This is a genomic window from Streptomyces sp. NPDC058239 (genome assembly GCF_042882185.1).
GTDB lineage: Bacteria > Actinomycetota > Actinomycetes > Streptomycetales > Streptomycetaceae > Streptomyces.
The window spans coordinates 34,885-55,951 of sequence record NZ_JBHVWS010000005.1 but is presented as its reverse complement, the minus strand read 5'-3'; the positions used below and the strand labels follow the sequence as shown (position 1 = coordinate 55,951).

Sequence of the window (21,067 nt, the reverse complement as noted above, 5' to 3'; positions counted from 1 at the left end):
GCTCCGACGCAGAGACCCCGGCCTGACGCCTTGTCAGCAGAATCGGCATCGGGTCAGCATTGACCTGGTCAAAGACGGTTACGCGGAACGCCAGCTGCGCATAGGCTGTCATCCTCTCAGGTATCCGCTCACCTGGCAGGGTGCAGCCCTGGAGCCGATCCGGCAGAGCTAGGAGCCGCCCCGTGTTCTATTACGTGCTCAAATACGTCGTCCTCGGGCCGCTTCTCCGGCTGTTCTTCCGCCCCAGGATCGAGGGACTGGAGCACATCCCGGAGGATGGCGCGGCCATCGTCGCCGGTAACCATCTGTCATTCTCCGACCATTTCCTGATGCCCGCGATCCTCAAACGGCGCATCACGTTCCTCGCCAAGGCGGAGTACTTCACCGGACCGGGGGTGAAGGGGCGGCTGACCGCCGCCTTCTTCCACAGCATCGGGCAGATTCCGGTGGACCGGTCCGGCAAGGACGCGGGGCAGGCGGCGATCCGCGAAGGGCTCGGGGTGCTGAGCAGGGGCGAGCTGCTGGGGATCTACCCGGAGGGCACCCGTTCGCACGACGGCCGGCTGTACAAGGGCAAGGTCGGCGTGGCCGTGATGGCGATCAGGGCGCAGGTGCCGGTGGTGCCGTGCGCGATGGTCGGTACGTTCGAGATCCAGCCGCCGGGACAGGTCGTGCCGCGCATCAAGCGGGTCACCATCCGCTTCGGTGAGCCGCTGGACTTCTCCCGCTACGCAGGTCTGGAGAACCAGAAGGCGGCGATCCGGGCGGTCACCGACGAGATCATGTACGCGATCCTCGGCCTCTCCGGACAGGAGTACGTCGATGAGTACGCGGCCAAGGTGAAAGCCACGCAGGCCGCGCAGGCCGGGCAGTCGAAGAAGTTCCCGAAGCTGCGACGCTGACGGCGAATCCGCGCTGGGTGAACTCCACTGGTCCGGGCGACGGCCCCGCCCTAGCGTTCCTCTCATGAGCAGGGGAAACGCATGGGTTCTGGGAGCGACGGGTCAGATCGGGCGAGTGGCCGTGCAGGCGCTCGTCGAGGAGGGCTGGGAGGTGACGGCCGCTTCACGCGGCGGCGGCCGGGACGCGCGGTGGGACGGTGCGGTGCGCACGACGGCTCTCGACCGGGACGAGGACGGGGCGCTGGCGGCGTCGCTGGGTGACGGTTGTGACGTACTGGTCGACATGGTTGCGTACGGCGCGGATCACGCCCGGCAGCTGAGAGGCCTCGCGGACCTGATCGGTTCGGCGGTGGTCATCTCCAGCGGTGCGGTGTACGAGGACGATCAGGGTCGCAGCTTCGACACACAGGGCGAACCCGACGGAGCCCCGCAGTATCCCGTGCCGCTCCCGGAGACACAGCGCACCGTACCGGCCGGCGGTGCCACGTACGGAACGCGGAAGATACAGCTGGAGCAGGATCTGCTCGCGGCGGGGGGCGCGCTGCCGGTGACGCTGTTGCGCGCGGGGGCGATTCACGGGGCGTACTGCCGCTCGCCCCGAGAGCTGTACTTCGTGAAGCGGCTCCTGGACGGCCGGGGGCGGCGGGTGCTCTCGTACGGCGGGACGTCCCGTTTCCACCCGGTCCATGTATCCAACCTGGCCGAGCTGATCCGGCTCGCCGCCGGGCGGCCCGGTTCGCGGGTGCTCAATGCCGCAGATCCGCAGGCGCCGACGGTCGCGGAGATCGGCGAGGCCGTCGACGCGGTACTCGGCCGGAGGACCGAGACCGTGCTGATGGCCGGCGCACCCGGGGACGACGGCGTCGGCTCGACGCCCTGGAGCGCCGCCCATCCCATCGTGTACGACATGACGGCCGCCGAGCGGGAGCTCGGGTACCAGCCGGTGACGGGCTATGTGGAGTCGCTTCCGGAAACGGTCGAGTGGATCGCCGCGCAACTGGAGGGCAGGGACTGGACGGAGGCCTTTCCCCTCATGCTGCGGGCATACGGGAAGAAGCTCTTCGACTACGAGGCGGAGGACGTCTGGCTGAAGACCTACGACCGGAAGGCGTGAGGCGGAGCCCGCACACGAGAACGGGCGGCCGGTGGTTCGAGGCCACCGGCCGCCCGTGCCCATGAGGTGTGACCGTTACGGCTTGGGTGTGGCGTGCGGGGCGCACGTCACGTCGCTGCGGTCGGTCCTGCCGGTGAGCAGGTAGGTGTCCACCCGCTCGTTGATGCAGGGGTTGACCAGGCCGGTGACACCGTGCGAACCGGCGTCCCGCTCGGTGATGAGGCGCGAGCCCTTGAAGCGCTTGTGCAGTTCGACGGCGCCCTGGTACGGGGTGGCGGCGTCACGCGTGGACTGCACGATCAGCACAGGCGGCAGGCCCTTGCCGGTCTTCACGTCCAGCGGTGTCTGCTGCTTGGCCGACCAGGTCGCACAGGGCAGGTTCATCCAGGCGTTGGCCCAGGTCATGAACGGGTAGTCCTTGTGCAGCCGGGTGTTGTCGCGGTCCCACTTCCGCCAGCTGGTCGGCCACTTGGCATCCGCGCACTCGACCGCCGTGTACACGGCATTGCCGTTCTCCGAGGAGATGTTCCCCGCGGTGTCCGACATGTCCGGGCCCGCAGCATCGACCAGTGCCTGGGTGTCGCCGCCCAGGTAGTCGCTCCAGGTCTGGGCGACGAGCGCCCAGGTGGAGTCGTAGTAGGGCGCGTTCTGGAAGAAGCCGATGAGCTCGGCCGGGCCGACGACACCACCGATCGGGTTCTTCTTTGCGGCGGCGCGCAGCTTCAGCCACGCCTGCTCGACCTTCGCGGGAGTGTTGCCGATGTGGAAGGCGGAGTCGTTCTCGGCGACCCATGCCTTCCAGTCGTCCCAGCGGCCCTGGAAGGCGATGTCCTGGTTGAGGTTGGCCTGGTACCAGATGTTGTCCTTCGCCGGGTTGACAACACTGTCGACAACCATGCGGCGGACGTGGGTCGGGAAGAGCGTGCCGTAGACCGCGCCCAGATAGGTGCCGTAGGAGACGCCCAGGAAGTTGAGCTTCTTCTCACCGAGGGCGGCGCGGATGACATCCAGGTCGCGTGCGGTGTTCGGCGTGGTCATGTGCGGCAGCATGTCGCCGCTGCGTTCGGCGCAGCCGTCCGCGTACTCGGCGGCGAGCTTGCGCTGGGCGCGCTTGTCGGCCTCGGAGTCGGGTACGGGGTCGGCCTTAGGAGCTTTGACGTACTCCTGGGGGTCGATGCAGGAGATCGGCGCGGAGTGGCCGACGCCCCGTGGGTCGAAGCCCACGAAGTCGTACGCCTTCGCCGTATTCGTCCAGAGCGGGTTCTTGTTGGTGATCCGGGTGGGGAACCGCAGCCCCGAACCGCCGGGGCCGCCCGGGTTGTAGAGCAGGGCGCCCTGTCGTTCGTCCTTCGTGCCGGTGCTGACGTGCCGGTCGACGGCGAGCTTGATCTGCTTGCCGTCGGGCCTGGCGTAGTCGAGCGGCACGGTCACCCAGCCGCACTGGATCGGCTTGGCTATGGCCCAGTCGGCCGGACAGTCCTTCCAGTCGATGCCGGACCTGGCCGCCCGTGCCGCGGCGACCTGAACGCCGCGCGCCTCGGAACCGTGGTGGTGACGGCCTTCGGCAGTGGCCGCCGGTGCGGTCACCGCGCCCGCTATGAGCGTGCCCGCGATCAGAGCGCCGGCCGAGCCGAGCACTGCTGTGCGTCTCAAGTGGAACCTCCCCCATCTCTGAAGCGCCGCCGGTGGCGGCACAGTTCATTCAGGACCTCCCGCGGATCCTGTCGTCTGTGAGGTTCCTGAGAACAGATCACACACTCACTTCTTTACCGAATCGATAACCGGACACCCATGTCCCGCTGAGCGGTATTCACCCCGCCGGGGTGCCGAGCACATCGCTCAGTGCGTCGTGCAGGACCCTGCGCAGCAGGCGTGCATCGGGGGCGACCGCTGTCACCAGCACAGCCGGACCGACGAGTGGTGTGAGGACGGCTGTCGGCCCCAGCAGGCATACTTCGGGGCATTTGTCGTCGAACGACGGGTCCACGACGAGGAGTTGACCGACGGCCCGGTGGCCGCCCAGGACGGCCGCGCCGTCCCAGCCGCCGGGTGCTCCCGGCCCGTACGCGACCTGCTGGTCGATCAGCGGTCGGCCGGATCGGCGCACTGTGAGGCGACTGGTGAGAGTGCCGGTGCTCTCGCCGTGGCGGCCGAGAATCTGCTCCTCGCGCAGCACCAGCCGTGCGGTGGCGGCGAGTTCCACCCGCGTGGCCATGTGCAGGACACTGCCGTGCGCCGAGACGAGTTGCTCCGGCAGCCAGCAGAGCTCGGCACGCTCCCCCACGTTCAACTCGATGTCGTACGTGGCGGGTTCGGCGGCCGCTCCCGGCCCGGGCAGGGCGATGGTGGCCGCGGCCGAGTCGACGGTGAGCCGGGCGTCTTCCTCGACCCGTGCCTCGATGGCGAGCCGGTCGCCACCGAGCGGCGCGCTCATGGCGCCGACGACGGTGACACGGGCGTACGGGCCGTTCGCGGCCCGGGTCCGGCGCAGGGCGAGCGGCCCGTCGCTCTCCAGCACGGGGAGCGAGGTGACGCCCCGGCTGTCGAGGACCGCGGCAATGCGGGCGGTGGCCTGGACGCTCATGCGGTCCAGGCGGCGAGCTGCCCCCGCACCCAGTCCGCGACCGGCCCCGCACCTTCCTCCGAGGTGAGTGAGGTGAAGGCCACGGGGAGCGGCCCGCGTTGCTGTGCGGCGTCCTGAGCCATTCGGTCGAGATCGGATCCGACGTACGGGGCGAGGTCGGTCTTGTTGATGACGAGCAGGTCGGAAGTGGTGACGCCGGGACCGCCCTTGCGCGGGATGTCGTCGCCGCCCGCCACATCGATGACGAAGATCTGGGCGTCGACCAGACCCTTGGAGAAGGTGGCGGTGAGGTTGTCGCCGCCGGATTCGACCAGGATCAGATCGAGCGGCCCGACGGTGTCCTCCAGGTCCTCGACGGCTTCGAGGTTGGCGGAGATGTCGTCCCGGATCGCGGTGTGCGGGCAGGCGCCGGTCTCCACGGCCTGGATGCGCTCGGGCGGCAGGACGGCATGGCGCAGCAGGAAGGCGGCGTCCTCGCGGGTGTAGATGTCATTGGTGACCACAGCGATGGAGAGCTGGTCGCGCAGAGCCCGGCATAGGGCGGCGACGGTCGCGGTCTTGCCGGAGCCGACCGGTCCGCCGAGTCCGATGCGCAGAGCGCGGCGGGTGCCGTCGGGGCGGGCGGCATCGGCGCTCACGGCGGCGGGACCGTGTTGGGCGTGGTCGAGGTGCATGGGGTTCGGCTCCTGGTTCTTGCAGGTTTACGAGGCGAACAGGCGGACCGGCCAGGCCGCGTGCGCCTCGGCGGCGATGTCGAGGAGGGGGGCGGAGGCGGCAGGCAGTGCGTCGATGGTTCCGTGCGCCGCCGCGGCGGCCTGTTGGGCGATCCGGTCGAGTTCGGGTGCGAGGCGGGCGAGGACGGCGGTGGCCTCGAAGGGGTCGAGGGAGAGCAGGCGAACGACGGCGGTGGCCGGTCCGCTGACGGTTTCGTAGGCGACGCAGTGCGCGGCGTCCTCGGGCCCGAGTCCCGCCGCGCGTGCGGTGAGGCCGAGCACGACGGGCTGGTGGGCACCGCGCGGCCGGGCCTGGGCGAGCGCGGCGAGTTCGGTACTGGGCCAGGTGGCGCGGGCCGCCCTCATCAGCTGCCGGCCGAGTTTGCGCGCGACGGTCCGCAGCGCGGGTGACGGGGTGCGGGCATCGGCGGCCTCGTCGAGCGCGAGCGGGTCATGGCCGTGGGCGGCCGCCGCGGCGAGTGCGGCGGCCGTGAGTCCGGTGGTGTGGAGGCGGCCCCGGCAGAACTCGGCGAGGTCCTCGGCGTTACGGATACGTCCTTCCTTCACGGCCGGTTCGGCGCCGCCGGAGTGGGCGTGGCCACCTGCGGGGAACCGGCCGTCGGCGAGGACGAGCAGGGCTGCGCGGCTCATCACGTGGTCCGCATCAGAAGAGGAAGTAGCGCTGGGCCATGGGCAGTTCCGCGGCGGGTGCCGGTTCGACCGGTTCGCCGTCGATCGTCACGGCGAAGCTGTCGGGGTCGACGTGGACCTGCGGCAGTGTGTCGTTCTCCCGCATGTCGGCCTTGGTGACGCCGCGCGTGCTGGTGATCGGAACGAACCGCTTGCCGAGACCGAGGCGTTCGGGCAGCCCGTCCTCGATGGCCGCGTTCGCCACGAAGTTGAACGAGTTGGCGGCGGGCGCCCGGCCGAGTGCGCCGAACATCGGCCGCGGCATCACCGGCTGCGGGGTGGGGATGGACGCGTTGGCGTCGCCCATCTGCGCGTACGCGATCTGCCCGCCCTTGATGACGGTCTGCGGCTTGACGCCGAAAAACGCCGGTTCCCACAGCACCAGATCGGCGAGCTTGCCGGTCTCGACCGAACCGATCTCCCGGTCGAGGCCCTGGGCGACCGCGGGGTTGATGGTGTATTTGGCGACATAACGACGAACCCGGTGGTTGTCGGCCCGGCCGTCGCCGGGAAGGGCACCGCGGCGCTTCTTCATCACATGGGCGGTCTGCCAGGTGCGCAGGACGACCTCGCCGACGCGGCCCATCGCCTGGGCGTCGGAGGAGATGATCGAGATCGCCCCGAGGTCGTGGAGGATGTCCTCGGCCGCGATGGTGGAGGGACGGATCCGGGACTCGGCGAAGGCCAGGTCCTCCGGCACAGCGGGGTTGAGGTGGTGACAGACCATCAGCATGTCGAGGTGTTCCTCGATGGTGTTGACGGTGTGCGGCCGGGTCGGATTGGTGGAACTGGGCAGGACGTACGGCTCCGAGACCACGGTGATGATGTCCGGGGCGTGCCCGCCGCCGGCGCCCTCGGTGTGGTACGCGTGGATGGAGCGTCCGGCGATGGCCGCGAGCGTATCGGCGACGAAGCCGGCCTCGTTGAGGGTGTCCGTGTGGATGGCGAGCTGCGCGCCGCTCTCCTCACACACGTTCAGACAGGCGTCGATGACGGCGGGAGTGGCACCCCAGTCCTCGTGGATCTTGAATCCGAGGGCGCCCCCGCGCAGTTGGGCGCGCATGGCGTCGCCCGACATCGTGTTGCCCTTGCCTAGCAGCCCGACGTTGACGGGGTAGGTCTCCAGAGCCTCGAACATCCGGGCAAGGTGCCAGGCTCCCGGAGTGACCGTGGTCGCCTTGGTGCCCTCGGCCGGTCCGGTGCCGCCTCCGACGAGCGTGGTGACACCGGCGGAGAGCGCCTGGTCGACGATGGTCGGCGAGATGAAGTGGACATGGGCGTCGATGGCGCCCGCGGTGAGGAATTTGCCGTTGCCCGCGACAATTTCGGTCTCGGGGCCGATGACCAGATCGGGGTGGACGCCGTCCATGGTGTCCGGGTTGCCGGCTTTGCCGATCCCGGTGATCCGGCCGTCGCGGATGCCGATGTCCGCCTTGACGATGCCCCAGTGGTCGATGATCACGGCGCCGGTGATGACGGTGTCCGGGGCGCCTTCGGCGCGGGTGGTGCGCGCCTGGCCCATCGACTCGCGGATCACCTTGCCTCCGCCGAAAACTGCCTCGTCTCCCGCGAGTCCGGGGCCGCCCGAGCGGTCCTCCTCGATCTCGACGAGCAGATCGGTGTCGGCGAGCCGGATGCGGTCGCCGGTCGTGGGGCCGAACAGGTCGGCGTAGACCGCGCGGTCGAGTTCAGCCATCCAGGGCACCTCCGGTTTCGCCGCGCAGGCCGGGGACGATGCGCCGTCCGGCGAGGGGGACGAGCTCGATGTCGACGGGTACGCCGGGTTCGAAGCGCACGGCGGTCCCGGCGGCGATGTTCAGCCTCAGTCCGCGGGCGGCCGAACGGTCGAAGTCCAGGCCCGGGTTGGCCTCGGCGAAGTGATAGTGCGAACCGACCTGGACGGGCCGGTCGGCGGCGTTGAGAACGGTGAGGCGGGTGACGGACCGGCCCTCGTTGAACGGTACGGGCCCGTCTCCGTACAGGATCTCTCCGGGAATCATCCGTGACGCCTCCCGTCAGACGATCGGCTCGTGGACGGTCACGAGCTTGGTGCCGTCCGGGAAGGTGGCCTCGACCTGGACGTCATGGATCATCTCGGGCACCCCGTCCATGACGTCCGCGCGGGAGAGCACCTTGCGGCCCGATGCCATCAGTTCGGAGACCGTACGGCCGTCGCGGGCACCCTCCAGCAGATGGGTGGTGATCAGCGCGACCGCCTCGGGGTGGTTGAGCCGCAGTCCGCGCGCCCGACGCTTCTGAGCCACGTCGGCAGCAACATGGATGAGCAGGCGTTCCTGCTCATGCGGGGTCAGTTGCATGCTTCCACCTCACAGTCCTGTGCCCAGTACCGGCCCTGGGCGCAGCGAGACACTAGCCGCCGTCAACAGAATGTTGAACGTCGAACCGGTCTCTCGCGGCGAGGTATTGCACGTTAGAGCCGAAGTTTTTCCGGCGCGTTAACTGATCTTTTGCAGATTCATGGACATGAGGCCGCGCAGGCCGTTCTCCAGCACTTCGGGTTCGGCGTCACCGAACATCGCCAGCTGGGCGATGAAGCCCTGGGCGGTGGCGATCAGCGTGCGGGCCACATGATCGGCGGACACATCGGAGCCGAGCAGGCCGATGTCGCGGTACACGTCGACCAGCTCCGTCCACGCCGCCCGCAAACCCCCGAAGGCCTCGGCGAGCATGGCAGCCAGCCGCTCACTGCGCAGAGTCTCGGACCACACCTGCACGATCAGCCCGGCATAGGCCTGTCGGCCCATGCCACCCCCGGTACTTTCGAACAGCGAGCGGGCCACACGGCCGATCAGCACATCGGGAGCAGGCGGCGGCGAGACACGGGCGGCCTCCTCGAACGCCCGCCTGACGCCGCCGACCGCCTCATCGGCGATGGCCGCGATCAGGTCCTCCTTCCCGCTGAAGTAGCGGTAGACCGCACCGGCCGACAGGCCGACCTCCTTCAGCACTCCCTGCATCGACGTGCCGTGGAAGCCGTCGCGCGCGAAGCAGCGCGCCGCGCCGTCGATGATCTGCCGACGGCGGGCGTCGAGGTGTTCCTGGGATACACGGGCCATACCACAAAAGTAAAACGAACGTTCCTTCTTGACAAGCTCCGAGACCCACGGTCAATGTGGCCATTATCTAAAACGAACGATCATTCTCTTTGAATCGAGGCCTCTCGTGTCCGCTACCCCGAACCGCCGCTTGGTGGCGGTCATCCTGCTGATCCCCGTGGTGGTGATCCTCGCGCTCTGGGCCTTCGCCTGGCCCGCGGCCCGGATCGCACCACACGGTCTGCCCATCGGGGTAGCCGGTTCCGTACCGGCCGCCGATCGGATGCAGCAGCGCTTCGAGCAGCGCGAGGACGCCTTCGAGGTCCATCGTTACCCCTCCGCGGCCGATGCCCGCCGCGCGATAGAGGACCGGTCCGTATACGGCGCGGTCGTGGTCACCCCGCAGGGCCCGCAACTGCTGACCGCATCCGCGGCAAGCCCGGTGGTGGCCCAACTGCTGCGCGAAGCGGTCACCGCCCGGGCGCCCGAAGGCACTCAGGTGCAGGTCGCGGATGTGGTGGCGGCGCCCGCCGGGGATCCGCGCGGCAGCGCACTCGGTGCGAGCTTCCTGCCACTGGCGATCGCCGGCGTCCTCTCGGGCTCCGCGGTCACGATGCTTCGGCTGCGCGGGGGCCGGGCCGCACTGGCACTCATCGGCGCGGCCACGCTGGCCGGGACCGGCGCGGCGGCACTGACCGACAACTGGCTCGGCGTGATCACCGGCAACTGGTGGGCCGAGGCCGGGACGCTGGGCCTCACCGTCATGGCCATCGGCGGGACGGTGGCGGGGCTCGCCGCGCTGATCGGTCCGCCCGGCGTCGGCCTCGGCGCCCTGCTGATGGTGCTGCTCGGAAACCCGTTCTCCGGCGTGACCAGCGCGCCCGAGCTGCTGCCCCGGCCGATCGGGACGATCGGGCAGCTGATGCCGCCGGGTGCGGGCGGCTCACTGCTGCGGTCGGTGGCCTTCTTCGACGGCAGCGGTGCGGGCAGTGCGCTGCTCACGCTCACGCTGTGGGCGGCGCTCGGACTGACAGCGGTACTCATCGGCGGCCGACGCCGGGCCCAGCCGCCGGCCGCGCCCGCCCCCAGCACCCCGGAGCCGGTCCTGGCGGGCTGACCCCGTTCGAACATGCCGTGCACCCCCGCCGCAACGGACGGAGATGCACGGCATTTCCGCGTTACGGGACGTCAGCGGGGTGCTCAACTGCCCGGCTCGCGGTGCCCCCTGTGTTCCGCCGCGATGCCGAAGCGCCGCCGTTCGCCGGGAGCGGACACGGAGGAGCCGATCGAGGAGACCGAGCTGATCACCTGCTCCTCGGCAGCCGACTCGTCGTTTTCGAGTCGCTCCAGGTCAGCGGCCGAGACGAGCGCCACGAGCGGCTTGCCGTGCCGCGTCACGACCACTCGCTCGCCGCCGTACACAACGCGGTTGATCAGTTCGGCGAGCTCAGCTCGGGCTTGCGTCACCGGAATCTCGTAGGCCATGCTCCCTAGCCTATGTAATGTCCACCTGGTCCGCCGTGGTCCGTGGCGACAGCGATTATCCAGGTCAGAGGCTCTCGCGTGCTCCCGTGTGCTCTCGTCTGTGAGAGATGTGTGAGACGAGGCGAGACGAAGAGATTTCTGGTGGCCCTGGATCCTGGCGGGTCTCAGCGGGGATCGACGCCTCACATGACGCGATCGGGCTGGTGCAGCCAGACGTCCTGGCCGTGAGGTCTCCCGGCCGGCCCGAAGGCGTCGGCGGGCCGCTCACCGAGACCGACATACCGCGCGCACAGCCTCGGTCTGGTCCCACAAGCAGCGCGGCCCGCGCCCGCCGCCGTCGCCGCGTGTGCCCTGTTCTCCCGAAGCTGCCGCTAAGCGGCAAGCAACTCTCTGCAATCACAGTGACGCTCAGCCACGGAGAGTGAGGCGGGGCCCGGGGACTTCGCCGCCTTCCAGGCTGGCGAAGTCGGCGTGGGCCTGCTCGACGGCTTCAGGGTATGCCTCGCGCTTGACGTACTGGGCGAGCCGAAGACGCCCTGATCCGGGCCGCATGCAAAGACGTCCGCGAGGCTCTGAAGGAACGCACCACCGAGCTCGACGAACAGGTTGACGAGCTGCGCGCCGTGGAGGCAGAACGTCTCGACCGCCTGTTCTTCGTCGCCTAAAAGCAGGCCATCCGCGACGGCGAACTACCCGCCATCGACCGAGCCCTTCGCGTCATGGAACGCCGGGCCAAGCTCCTCGGCCTCGACCGGCCTGACAAGAAGGAGATCACCGGCGGCGCCGGCAGCCCTCTCAAGGTCGAGACGTCGGACCTCGCCGAGCTGGAGGCGTTGATCGCCGTCACCGAGGAGGCCGTGGATGCGTCCCCCGACGAGTGACCGGGAGATCGCGCTCCTCGACCGGTATCGCAGCCTCTCGGCCGGACAGCGCCACCCCATCGCCGCCCAAGCCAAGCCGTCCCTCCTCGCGAAGCTGTTGCGGGTTGAGCAGCAGATCGCCATGGACAGGTCCCCCGGCGCCCTTGCAGCCGTCCTCACCGACCGACGCGAGATGCAGGCACGGCACCTCAACCTGGTGGACACCGCATGGATCGACATGGCCGAAGGTCGCCGCGACCGGGTCGTGTTGTCCATGCCTCCCCGGCACGGCAAGTCCCGCCGCGCGAGCCGCTGGGGCCCCTTGTGGTCCCTGCGGAAGTACCCGCACCCCCGGGTCATCATCGGCTCCTACTCCTCGGACCTGGCCGACGAGCACGGCGCCTGGATCCGCGACGCCATCCAGACATGGGGTGACGACCTCGGCATTCACCTCAACCCCGGCTCCAAGGCCCGCAACCGCTTCAACCTTCACGGCCACGAGGGCGGGCTGACCGCCGCAGGGATCGGCGGCGGCCTCACCGGCAAGGGCGCCTCCATCGCGATCGTCGACGACCCGGTCAAGGACATGGCCGACGCCGACTCCCCGACCATGCGGAAACGCGTGTGGGACTGGTGGCAGGCCGTACTCCAGACCCGTCTGGAGCCCGATGGGGCGATCTGCGTCATCCAAACCCGCTGGCACGAAGACGACCTCTCCGGCCGCATCCTCGCCGAAGCCGAAGCGAACGAGTGGCACGTCATCGAACTACCCGCCATCGCCGACAGCCCAGACGACATCCTCGGCCGGAAGATCGGCGAACCCTTGTGGCCCGAACGCTTCGATGCCGTCCACCACGCCAAGACCAGGAGGCGCGTCGATGAGTCTTCGCCGCCCTGTACCAGCAGCAGCCCCGGCCGCCGGAGGGCGGAGTCTGGGCCGTGCCTGGATCGACACCAACCGCACCTCTGTCGTCGTGTTCGGCGGCCTCGACATGGCCCGCATCGTCGTCGCCGAGACGCGGCAGTACCCATTGGGCTCCGGTGACCCGTGGGTCTCGGTGAAGGGGCAGGTGTCGACGGAGGCTGCGGCGAGGGTGGTGCGTTCGGTGTCGCTCCATCCGGTGCCGACGCTGCGACGTACTGCAGGGTGCCGTCCGGGTGGCGTTGGCCGAGGAGGGCGCCGGGGAGGCCGTACGGTCATACCAGCGGCAGTACGCGGTAGATCCCCGGCAGCGGGACGAGCCGACTGCGGCCCCGCTGCGTGCGAGTACGACCGCGCTCGCGGGACTGCCGCACCGGCACTGGTCGTCACGGCGGAGGCCGACGCCACCAGGGACGAGGCGGAGGCGTACGCAGACCGGCTGCCTCGGGCCGGTGTCGCCGCGCCCTCGGCACGATTCCAGGGCACGGTTCACGGCTTCGTGTCACTGACCGCGCTGCGCACCAGCCCGTCGATGCGGGCGGCCGTACGGCTCGGCGGCAGGTTCCTCCGCGCTCGCCTGCGGTGTCCGAGGACGCATGGCGCGTCCCCGGCCGGCGCGCGGCGGGGACGCCACCTGCCCGCCGTCGCAGGAGCATGAGCCGGGGTACGGGATATTGGACAGAGCACCAGTCGGGTGACTGATGGCGACGACAGCTGATGGTTCGAGACTGGAATTCCTACTGTTCCGACGCTCCCCAGGGAGCGTCTGCACGACCATGACGAGAGGTCATGATGTCCGTCGTACTCTCCGTACAGCCGCTGCCTCCGTCCGAGCGGGCCGACTACTGGCAGAGCATCGTCTCCGACACCTTGGTTCCGATGGACGTCACGCTGCACGAGCGCGAGCCCGCGATGGGGACGATAACCGTCGATACGCTCGGCCCCCTCCAGATCTCGGTGGTCGAGGCAGGCCCGGCGAGCGTGTCGCGCCACGCCTCCCTGATCTCCAGGGGCGGAGCGGAGTACATGACCATCACGCTCCAGCACCAGGGAACCGGGCGGCTCACTCAGGACGGGCGCCAGGCCCTGGTCCGCCCCGGTACTTTTACCTGCTCCGACGCCGGCCGGCCCTACGGCAGGGAACAGCCGGACAACTACCGGTTCACATCGATCCGGGTGCCGAAGGATGTGCTGGCCGTGACGGACACCGAACTGCGGGCGATCACGGGGACCGTCTTCGACAGCCACTGCGGCACGTCCGGAGTCGTCGCCGGCCATCTGGAACGTCTGGCGGACCGGGCGGCCGGGTTCGACCCGTACACAGGCCGGCAACTCGCGATGACTGCCGTCGATCTGCTGACGGTGCTGGTACGCGAGCGGCAGGGGCTACTGAACCCCCACGCGTCGGAGGTGGCCCGCGGGATGCTGGCCCGTATCAAGGAGTACATCCTGCGACACCTGGCCGATCCAGGTCTCTCTCCGGAGATGATCGCGTGCGCGCACCACATGTCCGTCCGGTATCTGCACAAGATCTTCCAGGCGGAGGGGACCACGGTGAGCCGTTGGATCCATCGCGAGCGCCTGGAGAGATGCCGACGGGAGCTGTCCAGGCAGTCGAGGTCCGCACCTACTGTCTCGGCGGTGGCTCAGCGCTGGGGCTTCGTGAACCCGTCGCACTTCAGCCGGGCCTTTCGCACCGCGTACGGGATGTCGCCCAGGGACTGGCAGTCCAGCACGCGCCACGTGTGAACCGAGGCGACGCTCCGCCCGGCCGCACCGCACGGACGGGCCCGTGCGAGCGTGCCGATCCCGCCTTGGCGGGGGCGGGATCTCACGGACGCGGCCCGGGGAGCGGGCCAGTGAGCGGTGGATCGGACCGCGTCCTGGATGAGCTCGGCCAAGCGCTTGGGCTGGGGGTGAGCATGACCATGTGTGAGGAGTCGACCTCGGTGGTGGTCATGCCGGCGCGCTCGTAGCCGTAGCGTTCCATATCGGGGTTGAGGGTCCGGCCGGAGGTGGCGATCAGGGCCCACGAGGGCTTGGTCTTCCATGCCGCGACCGGCGCGGTCTCCGTGAAGGCCCGTGCGGACAGCGGGTGTCGGGAAACGGCGAGCACCGCAGCGAACTCGGGGTCCACATCCGCGGCAAAGAGGGTCGGGGAAGTGCTCGACCGGCACCGAGTGAGTTCTCTCATGTCCTGACCCGTAGATCCCACCGTCGTCCTGGTCCACGGCGCCGTCGCCGACGCCTCCCGCTATGCCCGCGTCACTCCCGGACTGACGGCAGCCAGCCTGGAGGTGGTGGCCCCGGCCATACCCAACCGCAGCCTCGTCGACGACGCCGCCTACATCGCCTCTTCACGGTGGCGATCGCCTCCGTGATGACGGGAGCCCAGCGGCACCGGTGAGGCGATGGGGCGCAGGTTGATCCGGGTCATCGACCGGAGGTCCACCTCGAAGCGGCGCCTCGGGGCGGCGTCCGGCCCGTCGGCAGGCCCGGGCGTCCGGCCGGCCTGCACGAACGCGTCACCCCCTCGGAGGACGTCTCGCCGCGGGCCCCGCCAGGCGCCGGCGCCTGGCGGCTTGCCGCCCGCATCCCCCACCCCGTCGGCACCGAACAGAAGGGTCTCCCCCGTGATCCGCGCCATGATCGTCGACGACCACGCCCTGGTCTGCCTCGGCCTGGCCGACTTTCTCAACGCCGACGACGGCTCGAAGTGGTCGCCCAGGCCGCCGACGGTCTCCAGGTCATCGAACAGGCCACCGCATCGATGTCGCCCTCGTCGACGTCCGCATGGACGCATTACCGCCACCACCCGGCTCCACGCTCTCCCCCACCCCCGAAGGTGATCACTCTCACCACCTTCGACCTCGACGAGCACGTCTACAGCTCCCTGCCGCCGGAACCGACGGATTCCTCCTCAAGGACACCGATCCCGCCGAAATCCTGCGCGCCACCTCGTGGCCGCCGGTTCCGCCATGCTCCACCCGTCCGCGGCCCGCCGCCTCATTGGCCGATACCACGTCGCCAACCAGCCTCGGTCCACTGCGGCGCAGGCCCTCCTGGGCCAGCTCACCCGGCGCGTACGCGACGTGTTGGCCCTCCTCGCACAGGGCGACACCAACGCCGACATCGCCGCCCGCCTCGCCATGCACGAGAGTTCGGTGAAGGCCCACGTCAGCCGCATCCTCACCACCTTTGACGTCAACAACCGCGTCCAGGCCGCCCTCCTCGCCCGCGATACCGGACTCACCTCCTGACCGGCTGGATTTTTCCCAGCGAAGCGGTCGCGCGAAGACGCCGCCTTCGGCCACGCCCTTGCCCTCAACGGAACCCGATGGGGACCGACGTTGAGCAAATCCCACTGAACGTAAGGGACTCCATGGTCACGTGGAGTCGCACATGTTCCCTATCCGATTTCTATTGCCGGTTGGACTTGATCAGGCCCGACTGGTCTGCGTCAGGCGGACGAGTCTGGCGAGGTGCTCTCTGTCGAGGCCGTCTGCGGTTGGCGTTCAACGGCCCAGTAGGCAAGAGCGGCCAGCGGGAGAGCGGCGCCCAAGCCGGTCAGGCCGGCCCAGCCGGCAGCGTGGTAGACGATCGCCCCGAGCTGGGAGCCGATCGCACCGCCGACGAAGAACATGGCGATGAAGGCGCTGTTGAGGCGGGCGCGGGCGGTCGGGTCGAGCTGGTAGACGGTGTGCTGCCCCAGGATGAGTGTCGTCTGCACAGCCATGTCGATCAGGATCGCAGCCAGGGCGATCAGGACGATGCTGTGCCCGCCCAGACCCGCGACAGCAAAGGCCAGCGCGGTCACAAGGAACGCAGCCCCGGTCATGGGACGTACGAGTCCTCGGTCGGCCCAGTGCCCGGCGAACGGAGCGATGGCTGCTCCGGCCGCGCCCACGAGGGCGAAGACGCCGACTCCGACCGGTGAGTAGTGGAAGCGGGGACCGGTCAGAACAAACGAGACAGTGGTCCAGAACGCACTGAACGCGCCGAACATCGCCGCCTGGTACAGCCCTCGACGCAGCAGCGCGGGATGCGTGCGCACCAGCTGGACGGTGGAGCGCAGCACGTGGTGGTACGGAATGGATGTGGTGGGTGCGTGCTGTGGCAGGGCCGCACGCAGGGCCACCGTGAGCACGGCCATCAGAGCGGCGGAGCCGAGGAAGACGACGCGCCAGCCTGCGATGTCGGAGACCAGGCTGCTCAGGGTTCGGGAGAGCAGAATGCCGGCAAGTAGACCGCTCATGACCCGTCCGACGATGCGGCCCCTGGCATGGTCCGGGGCCAGGTTCGCCGCGAAGGGCACCAGGATCTGAGCCACGACGGAGGTGGCACCGCTGATCAGCGACGCGATCAGCAGCATGGGGAAGCTCGTGGCGAGGCCGGCTGCCACGAGGGCGACGGCCGTGATCATCAGGAGGACGGTGACCAGATTGCGCTTCTCCAGCCGGTCGCCCAGCGGAACCAGGAAGATCATGCCGAAGACGTAGCCGACCTGGGTGAGCGTGATCAGTATCCCGGCCGTGGCTGTGCTGATGTGGAAGACACCGCTCAGCGAGGACAGCAGAGGCTGTGCGTAGTAGAGGTTGGCGACCGTCGTCCCGGACGCGACGGCCAGGAGCGCGACCAGCCAGCCTGGCACGCCTTGTGAGGCCCCCATGGACCGGGGCGAAGTACGGAGGTTAGACCTTGTGGACATGTGCACCTTCTTTCGTCACGCAGGCACAACCACGGGAACGCAGCTTTCCCTTCCTCACCAGGAGCGATGATCGGGGATATCAGTCATCTCGTGCAGAGATGAGCAGCAGCGTCGACCGGTACCTGTTGGGCATGCAATAGCGGAAACGATCAACGTGACAGCACGGCTGCCAGCCACTGCCGGATCTCAGGGGTCACGGGGTCGGTGATGTCGTCGAACTCGTCATGCTTCTTGAGGAACTTCGCGACGTAGGGGCAGACAGGCACGATGCGCTGCCCCGAGGCGCAGACGTCGGTCAGCGCCTGCTGCACGAGCTGTGAGGCCAGGCCCAGCCCGGCGTAGGAGTCGTCGATTTCGGTGTGGTAGAAGACGCGCTGGTCGGCGCTGTCGCGGTAGGCGGTGAAGCCGGCGACCTTGCCGTCCACCAGGATCTCGTAACGGTGCTTGTCGGCCACTCGCTGAACGATCGGAGCGTCGGCGGGTCGTGTCATTGCGTGCCTCTCAGGCGTGTCGGGATTGTGCGTGGAGTGAGGGTTGCGTGGGGCAGAGCGTGCGACGCTGTCATGGCGGCGGCCGACTGTCTCCACCTGTGAAGGAGTCCGGACCGAGTGGAGGCGGGCCTCAATGGGCTGCCTCGAAGTACTGCTGGAAACGCCGCGCGAGGTGGCTGTTACCGGGTCACGTCGACCCATGGCGAGCATCGTCAGCTGCTGAGCAGCGCGCTCAGGATGGCGTCCCAGTTGATCCGCGCATTTTCCTCGCCCGGAGGGACGGCTTCCCACGTGCGCACCAGCCATTCACGCAAGGGCTCGCTGGGTACGTCCAGGAGAGCTGAGCCGCTGGTTCCTCGCAGGAGCATCCGCACTTCGGGTCTGTTGCTGCAGCGACACGGTGGCCAGATGCGGACGTCACCGTCCCCGGAGGGCTTGTTCAGGCCCGTCTGAAGAAGGTCTCGCGCAAAGCTCCAATGGGCGTTCTCCCGGTCGTCGTGGCTGGACACTTCAAGGAGCGCGGTGAAGGGACTTTGCGGGTCGTAGACGAGGCGTGCCGACAACGGCACCGCCTCGGTGGAAGTAATCACCAAGTCGACCGCGAGATCCACGGTGATGACGCCGTTCGGTGGTCGTCCCCCTTCGTCGCGGAGCGGTTGTGTGCTCATGATGGTTCTGCCTTTCGACGTTCAACGGACGCTGGAAGCAGCCCATCAGGGCTGCCGATGAACCCCTGCTGCTTCCCCTTGGGCTGTGTGCCGGGCCGGCGAATGACGTCGGTCCCGGAGCGGCGCTCGGCCTCGGTTCGTCCGCCCCAGACGCCGAAGTTCTGATCGGATGTCATGGCGAAGAGGCCGCAGGGATCACTTACGGGGCACCGACGGCAGATGGCTCGTGCCACCTCCTCGCGTCGACGGCGTGTATGGCCCCGCTCGCCGGTCGGCGAGAAGAAGACTGAGCTGTCCATACCGCGGCATGCGGCGTCGGCCTGCCATTCCCATACCCGCAGGAGCGACTTGGTCTGTGGCTTGGTCTGTGTCTTCATCGAATTCTCCTTCCATGTACCTGCGGAGCTGTTGGGGGAGGAACAGTTCCATGACCTGACGGGGAATGCGCTGGCCGGGTCTATGGCTTCAGCGCGGCGAGCTGCGCCTCGAAGGGCACCACGGCGGGGCTCTCGCCGGCAGGCTTCCTGACCGTGGACAATCCGGTCATCAGTGCCGCCAGTTCGCCCGCGGCCCGTTCGATCCGGCCGTCGAGCCCTTCAGCGCCCCAGTCCTCGGAGGCGGCGTACACCCCGGTCGGAACGACGACGGCCCTCAGGTACGCGAAGAGCGGGCGCAGCGCGTGGTCCAGGACCAGGGAGTGCCGAGCGGTGCCGCCGGTCGCGGCGATCAGCACCGGCTTCCCGGCCAGGGCGCCCTCGTCGTGCACGCTCAGCGCGTCGAAGAAAGACTTGAACAGCCCGCTGTACGACGCGGAGAACACCGGCGTGACGACGATCAGGCCGTCGGCCGCCGCCACCGCGTCGAACGCGGCGCCCAGCGCCCGCCCCGGGAACCCGTTGGTGAAGTTGTGCGCGATCTCCACGGCGAGGTCGCGCAGCTCGACCACGGTCACGTCCGCCGAGGTCCGCCCGGCGGCCCGGGCGGCCAGCCGGTCGCCGAGCAGCCGGGTGGAGGACGGAACGCTCAGCCCTGCCGAGACGACGACGAGCTTCATGCGCGGACTCCTTCTTCTGCGGTGGCCAGCAGGGACGTGTGGGTCGGCGCGTCCGGCACATCGGCCGGACGGTCCTTGGCGAACTCCTTGCGCAGCACCGGCACGACCTCCTCGCCCAGCAGGTCCAGCTGCTCCAGCACGGTCTTCAGCGGCAGCCCCGCGTGGTCCATCAGGAACAGCTGGCGCTGGTAGTCACCGGCGTACTCGCGGAACGACAGCGTCTTCTCGATCACCTGCTGCGGCGAGCCCACCGTCAGCGGCGTCTGCTCGGTGAACTCCTCCAGCGACGGGCCGTGCCCGTAGACCGGCGCCACATCGAAGTACGGCCGGAACTCACGCACCGCGTCCTGCGAGTTCTTCCGCATGAACAGCTGCCCGCCCAGACCCACGATCGCCTGCTCCGGCGTGCCGTGCCCGTAGTGGGCGTACCGCTCCCGGTACAGCTCGACCATCTGCTTGGTGTGGTCGGCCGGCCAGAAAATGTTGTTGTGGAAGAAGCCATCACCGTAGTACGCGGCCTGCTCCGCGATCTCCGGCGAACGGATCGAACCGTGCCACACGAACGGCGGCACCCCATCCAGCGGCCGCGGCGTGGAGGTGAACCCCTGCAACGAGGTACGGAACTTGCCCTCCCAGGTGACGACGTCCTCACGCCACAGGCGGTGCAGCAGGGCGTAGTTCTCGATGGCCAGGTTGATGCCCTCCCGGATATCCTTGCCGAACCACGGATACACCGGGCCCGTGTTGCCGCGCCCCATCATCAGGTCCATCCGGCCGTCAGCCAGGTGCTGGAGCATCGCGAAGTCCTCGGCGATCTTCACCGGGTCGTTCGTGGTGATGAGGGTGGTGGAGGTGGACAGGATCAGCCGCTCCGTCCGCGCCGCGATGTAGCCGAGCATCGTGGTCGGCGACGAGGGCACGAACGGCGGGTTGTGGTGCTCGCCCGTCGCGAAGACGTCGAGCCCGACCTCCTCGGCCTTCAGCGCGATGGCGACCATGGCCTTGATGCGCTCACGCTCGGTCGGCGTACGGCCCGTGGCCGGGTCAGGGGTGACATCACCGACGGTGAAGATGCCGAACTGTGTGGAAGTCGTTTCGCTCTTCTGGGTCACTCGGAATTCCTCTCGGGTGAATACGAGCTGAGTGGACGGCTGTAGTGCAGTGCCCGGCCTGGGCATCCGTCAGGGTGCGACCGGGGCGGTCCGTCAGCCTCTTCTGCCTGTGAGCTCGCTGATGGCGCGGTCGAGGTCCATGTGGAGGCTTTCCGCTCCTTCGGGCACCAGTGCAAAGGTCCGCCGAAGGAATGCAGTCACCTCCGAAACCGCCATTTCGACCAATGCTGTGCCGGAGACATTCCTCAAGACGACACGTAGGGAGTGCGGGTGGCAGCGGTGCCGAGGAATGACCAGCACGTCACCGGAACCGGTCGGCCGGCGCAGCCCCTCAGTCACCAGCTTGCGAGCGAACACCCAGTCGACGGGGCTCTTCATCGGCGCGCCGAGGGAAAGGCGGATGGCGTAGGGGTCCGCCATGTCGTAGTGCAGCTCCGCGGACAACGGAGCGGGCATGCCCTTCGGGACGCTGACGTGCGCCGTCACTGTGCACGTGACCGTGCTGAGACGCTGATCCATGGTTGCCCCAAAGAATGATTGCAGAAGCGGTTTTCTACGCCCGACCCTAAATTCCGGTGGCTGGCACAGGTTGTCGAGGAACGCACGGAGCATTGCCCGTGAAAGAACTATGTTCCGGCGAGCGTCTTCATGAATGCCGCCGTCCCAACGGCAGCCGTTCCGGCAACGACGCGGTGCCTTGCCGGTGGA

General features: G+C 68.8%; 24 protein-coding genes and 2 pseudogenes. 9 read left to right on the top strand and 17 right to left on the bottom strand.

Annotation, left to right across the window (positions count from 1 at the left end; translation table 11 throughout):
* Positions 1-182 precede the first annotated feature (182 nt).
* Together ACFVYE_RS08955 and ACFVYE_RS08950 are read left to right on the top strand one after the other, a co-directional pair.
* Positions 183-902, top strand: a complete 720-nt coding sequence (locus ACFVYE_RS08955) for a lysophospholipid acyltransferase family protein (protein ID WP_383960011.1) — start codon at positions 183-185, stop codon at positions 900-902.
* Positions 903-966: 64 nt separating this feature from the next.
* On the top strand, positions 967-2,016 hold the full coding sequence (locus ACFVYE_RS08950; RefSeq protein ID WP_389604786.1) for an NAD-dependent epimerase/dehydratase family protein: 1,050 nt from the start codon (positions 967-969) through the stop codon (positions 2,014-2,016).
* Between the two features lie 75 nt (positions 2,017-2,091).
* On the opposite strand, the gene ACFVYE_RS08945 is transcribed toward ACFVYE_RS08950, so the two are convergent.
* From ACFVYE_RS08945 to ACFVYE_RS08910, 8 genes are all read right to left on the bottom strand, one after another.
* Positions 2,092-3,669, bottom strand: coding sequence for an alpha/beta hydrolase (locus ACFVYE_RS08945; RefSeq protein ID WP_383960006.1), 1,578 nt, complete (start codon positions 3,667-3,669; stop codon positions 2,092-2,094).
* Between the two features lie 157 nt (positions 3,670-3,826).
* Positions 3,827-4,600, bottom strand: a complete 774-nt coding sequence (locus tag ACFVYE_RS08940) for an urease accessory protein UreD (protein ID WP_389604784.1) — start codon at positions 4,598-4,600, stop codon at positions 3,827-3,829.
* Positions 4,597-5,274, bottom strand: coding sequence for an urease accessory protein UreG (gene ureG / locus ACFVYE_RS08935; RefSeq protein ID WP_383960001.1), 678 nt, complete (start codon positions 5,272-5,274; stop codon positions 4,597-4,599). The genes ACFVYE_RS08940 and ureG overlap by 4 nt, the downstream gene beginning before the upstream one ends.
* Positions 5,275-5,301: 27 nt before the next feature.
* Positions 5,302-5,964, bottom strand: coding sequence for an urease accessory protein UreF (locus ACFVYE_RS08930; protein WP_383959999.1), 663 nt, complete (start codon positions 5,962-5,964; stop codon positions 5,302-5,304).
* 13 nt (positions 5,965-5,977) lie between these two features.
* A complete protein-coding gene (locus ACFVYE_RS08925; RefSeq protein ID WP_389604781.1) occupies positions 5,978-7,699 on the bottom strand; it encodes an urease subunit alpha in 1,722 nt (573 codons plus the stop codon).
* Complete coding sequence (locus ACFVYE_RS08920; protein ID WP_327276578.1) at positions 7,692-8,003, bottom strand: urease subunit beta; 312 nt, start codon at positions 8,001-8,003, stop codon at positions 7,692-7,694. Before ACFVYE_RS08920 ends, ACFVYE_RS08925 begins: the two co-directional genes overlap by 8 nt.
* 15 nt (positions 8,004-8,018) lie before the next feature.
* On the bottom strand, positions 8,019-8,321 hold the full coding sequence (locus ACFVYE_RS08915; protein ID WP_389604779.1) for an urease subunit gamma: 303 nt from the start codon (positions 8,319-8,321) through the stop codon (positions 8,019-8,021).
* 138 nt (positions 8,322-8,459) lie between these two features.
* On the bottom strand, positions 8,460-9,080 hold the full coding sequence (locus ACFVYE_RS08910; protein WP_389604777.1) for a TetR/AcrR family transcriptional regulator: 621 nt from the start codon (positions 9,078-9,080) through the stop codon (positions 8,460-8,462).
* A gap of 106 nt (positions 9,081-9,186) precedes the next feature.
* Between ACFVYE_RS08910 and ACFVYE_RS08905 the strand changes: the two genes are divergently transcribed.
* Positions 9,187-10,176 carry an ABC transporter permease gene (locus tag ACFVYE_RS08905; RefSeq protein WP_389604775.1) on the top strand — a complete coding sequence of 330 codons (990 nt, stop codon included), beginning with the start codon at positions 9,187-9,189 and terminating at the stop codon, positions 10,174-10,176.
* A gap of 83 nt (positions 10,177-10,259) precedes the next feature.
* Here ACFVYE_RS08905 and ACFVYE_RS08900 read toward each other — a convergent pair whose 3' ends face one another.
* Positions 10,260-10,544, bottom strand: coding sequence for a type II toxin-antitoxin system Phd/YefM family antitoxin (locus ACFVYE_RS08900; protein ID WP_383959990.1), 285 nt, complete (start codon positions 10,542-10,544; stop codon positions 10,260-10,262).
* Between the two features lie 719 nt (positions 10,545-11,263).
* On the opposite strand from ACFVYE_RS08900, the gene ACFVYE_RS08895 reads away from it, so the two are divergent.
* From ACFVYE_RS08895 to ACFVYE_RS08880, 4 genes are all read left to right on the top strand, one after another.
* Positions 11,264-11,425 (top strand): hypothetical protein, encoded by a 162-nt coding sequence (locus ACFVYE_RS08895; protein WP_383959988.1) that lies wholly within the window; start codon positions 11,264-11,266, stop codon positions 11,423-11,425.
* Positions 11,406-12,449 (top strand): terminase large subunit domain-containing protein, encoded by a 1,044-nt coding sequence (locus tag ACFVYE_RS08890; RefSeq protein ID WP_383959985.1) that lies wholly within the window; start codon positions 11,406-11,408, stop codon positions 12,447-12,449. The genes ACFVYE_RS08895 and ACFVYE_RS08890 overlap by 20 nt, the downstream gene beginning before the upstream one ends.
* On the top strand, positions 12,397-12,984 hold the full coding sequence (locus tag ACFVYE_RS08885) for an alpha/beta hydrolase fold domain-containing protein (protein ID WP_389604772.1): 588 nt from the start codon (positions 12,397-12,399) through the stop codon (positions 12,982-12,984). Before ACFVYE_RS08890 ends, ACFVYE_RS08885 begins: the two co-directional genes overlap by 53 nt.
* A gap of 131 nt (positions 12,985-13,115) precedes the next feature.
* Complete coding sequence (locus ACFVYE_RS08880; RefSeq protein WP_189280730.1) at positions 13,116-14,075, top strand: helix-turn-helix domain-containing protein; 960 nt, start codon at positions 13,116-13,118, stop codon at positions 14,073-14,075.
* Between the two features lie 82 nt (positions 14,076-14,157).
* Here ACFVYE_RS08880 and ACFVYE_RS08875 read toward each other — a convergent pair whose 3' ends face one another.
* The gene (locus tag ACFVYE_RS08875) at positions 14,158-14,520 is read right to left on the bottom strand and encodes an alpha/beta fold hydrolase (protein ID WP_383959978.1); all 363 of its coding nucleotides are present in this window, start codon (positions 14,518-14,520) and stop codon (positions 14,158-14,160) included.
* 28 nt (positions 14,521-14,548) lie between these two features.
* Between ACFVYE_RS08875 and ACFVYE_RS08870 the strand changes: the two are divergent.
* A pseudogene (locus ACFVYE_RS08870) lies at positions 14,549-14,683 on the top strand (alpha/beta hydrolase); the annotation flags it as partial.
* A 276-nt stretch (positions 14,684-14,959) separates the two neighbouring features.
* Positions 14,960-15,586: pseudogene (locus ACFVYE_RS08865) on the top strand (response regulator).
* A gap of 200 nt (positions 15,587-15,786) precedes the next feature.
* On the opposite strand, the gene ACFVYE_RS08860 reads toward ACFVYE_RS08865, so the two are convergent.
* The 7 genes from ACFVYE_RS08860 to ACFVYE_RS08830 all read right to left on the bottom strand — a co-directional run bounded on the left by ACFVYE_RS08860 (position 15,787) and on the right by ACFVYE_RS08830 (position 20,878).
* Positions 15,787-17,034 carry an MFS transporter gene (locus ACFVYE_RS08860; RefSeq protein WP_383959975.1) on the bottom strand — a complete coding sequence of 416 codons (1,248 nt, stop codon included), beginning with the start codon at positions 17,032-17,034 and terminating at the stop codon, positions 15,787-15,789.
* Between the two features lie 149 nt (positions 17,035-17,183).
* Positions 17,184-17,525, bottom strand: a complete 342-nt coding sequence (locus tag ACFVYE_RS08855) for a GNAT family N-acetyltransferase (protein WP_389604769.1) — start codon at positions 17,523-17,525, stop codon at positions 17,184-17,186.
* Positions 17,526-17,737: 212 nt separating this feature from the next.
* Positions 17,738-18,193, bottom strand: a complete 456-nt coding sequence (locus ACFVYE_RS08850; protein WP_389604767.1) for an SsgA family sporulation/cell division regulator — start codon at positions 18,191-18,193, stop codon at positions 17,738-17,740.
* Positions 18,190-18,570: a WhiB family transcriptional regulator gene (locus ACFVYE_RS08845; protein WP_389604765.1), complete on the bottom strand. Its 381-nt coding sequence runs from the start codon at positions 18,568-18,570 to the stop codon at positions 18,190-18,192. Before ACFVYE_RS08845 ends, ACFVYE_RS08850 begins: the two co-directional genes overlap by 4 nt.
* Positions 18,571-18,650: 80 nt before the next feature.
* A complete protein-coding gene (locus tag ACFVYE_RS08840) occupies positions 18,651-19,247 on the bottom strand; it encodes a CE1759 family FMN reductase (RefSeq protein WP_371098091.1) in 597 nt (198 codons plus the stop codon).
* Positions 19,244-20,359 carry an LLM class flavin-dependent oxidoreductase gene (locus ACFVYE_RS08835; protein ID WP_371098092.1) on the bottom strand — a complete coding sequence of 372 codons (1,116 nt, stop codon included), beginning with the start codon at positions 20,357-20,359 and terminating at the stop codon, positions 19,244-19,246. Before ACFVYE_RS08835 ends, ACFVYE_RS08840 begins: the two co-directional genes overlap by 4 nt.
* A 93-nt stretch (positions 20,360-20,452) precedes the next feature.
* Positions 20,453-20,878, bottom strand: coding sequence for an SsgA family sporulation/cell division regulator (locus ACFVYE_RS08830; protein ID WP_389604762.1), 426 nt, complete (start codon positions 20,876-20,878; stop codon positions 20,453-20,455).
* Between the last annotated feature and the right edge of the window lie 189 nt (positions 20,879-21,067).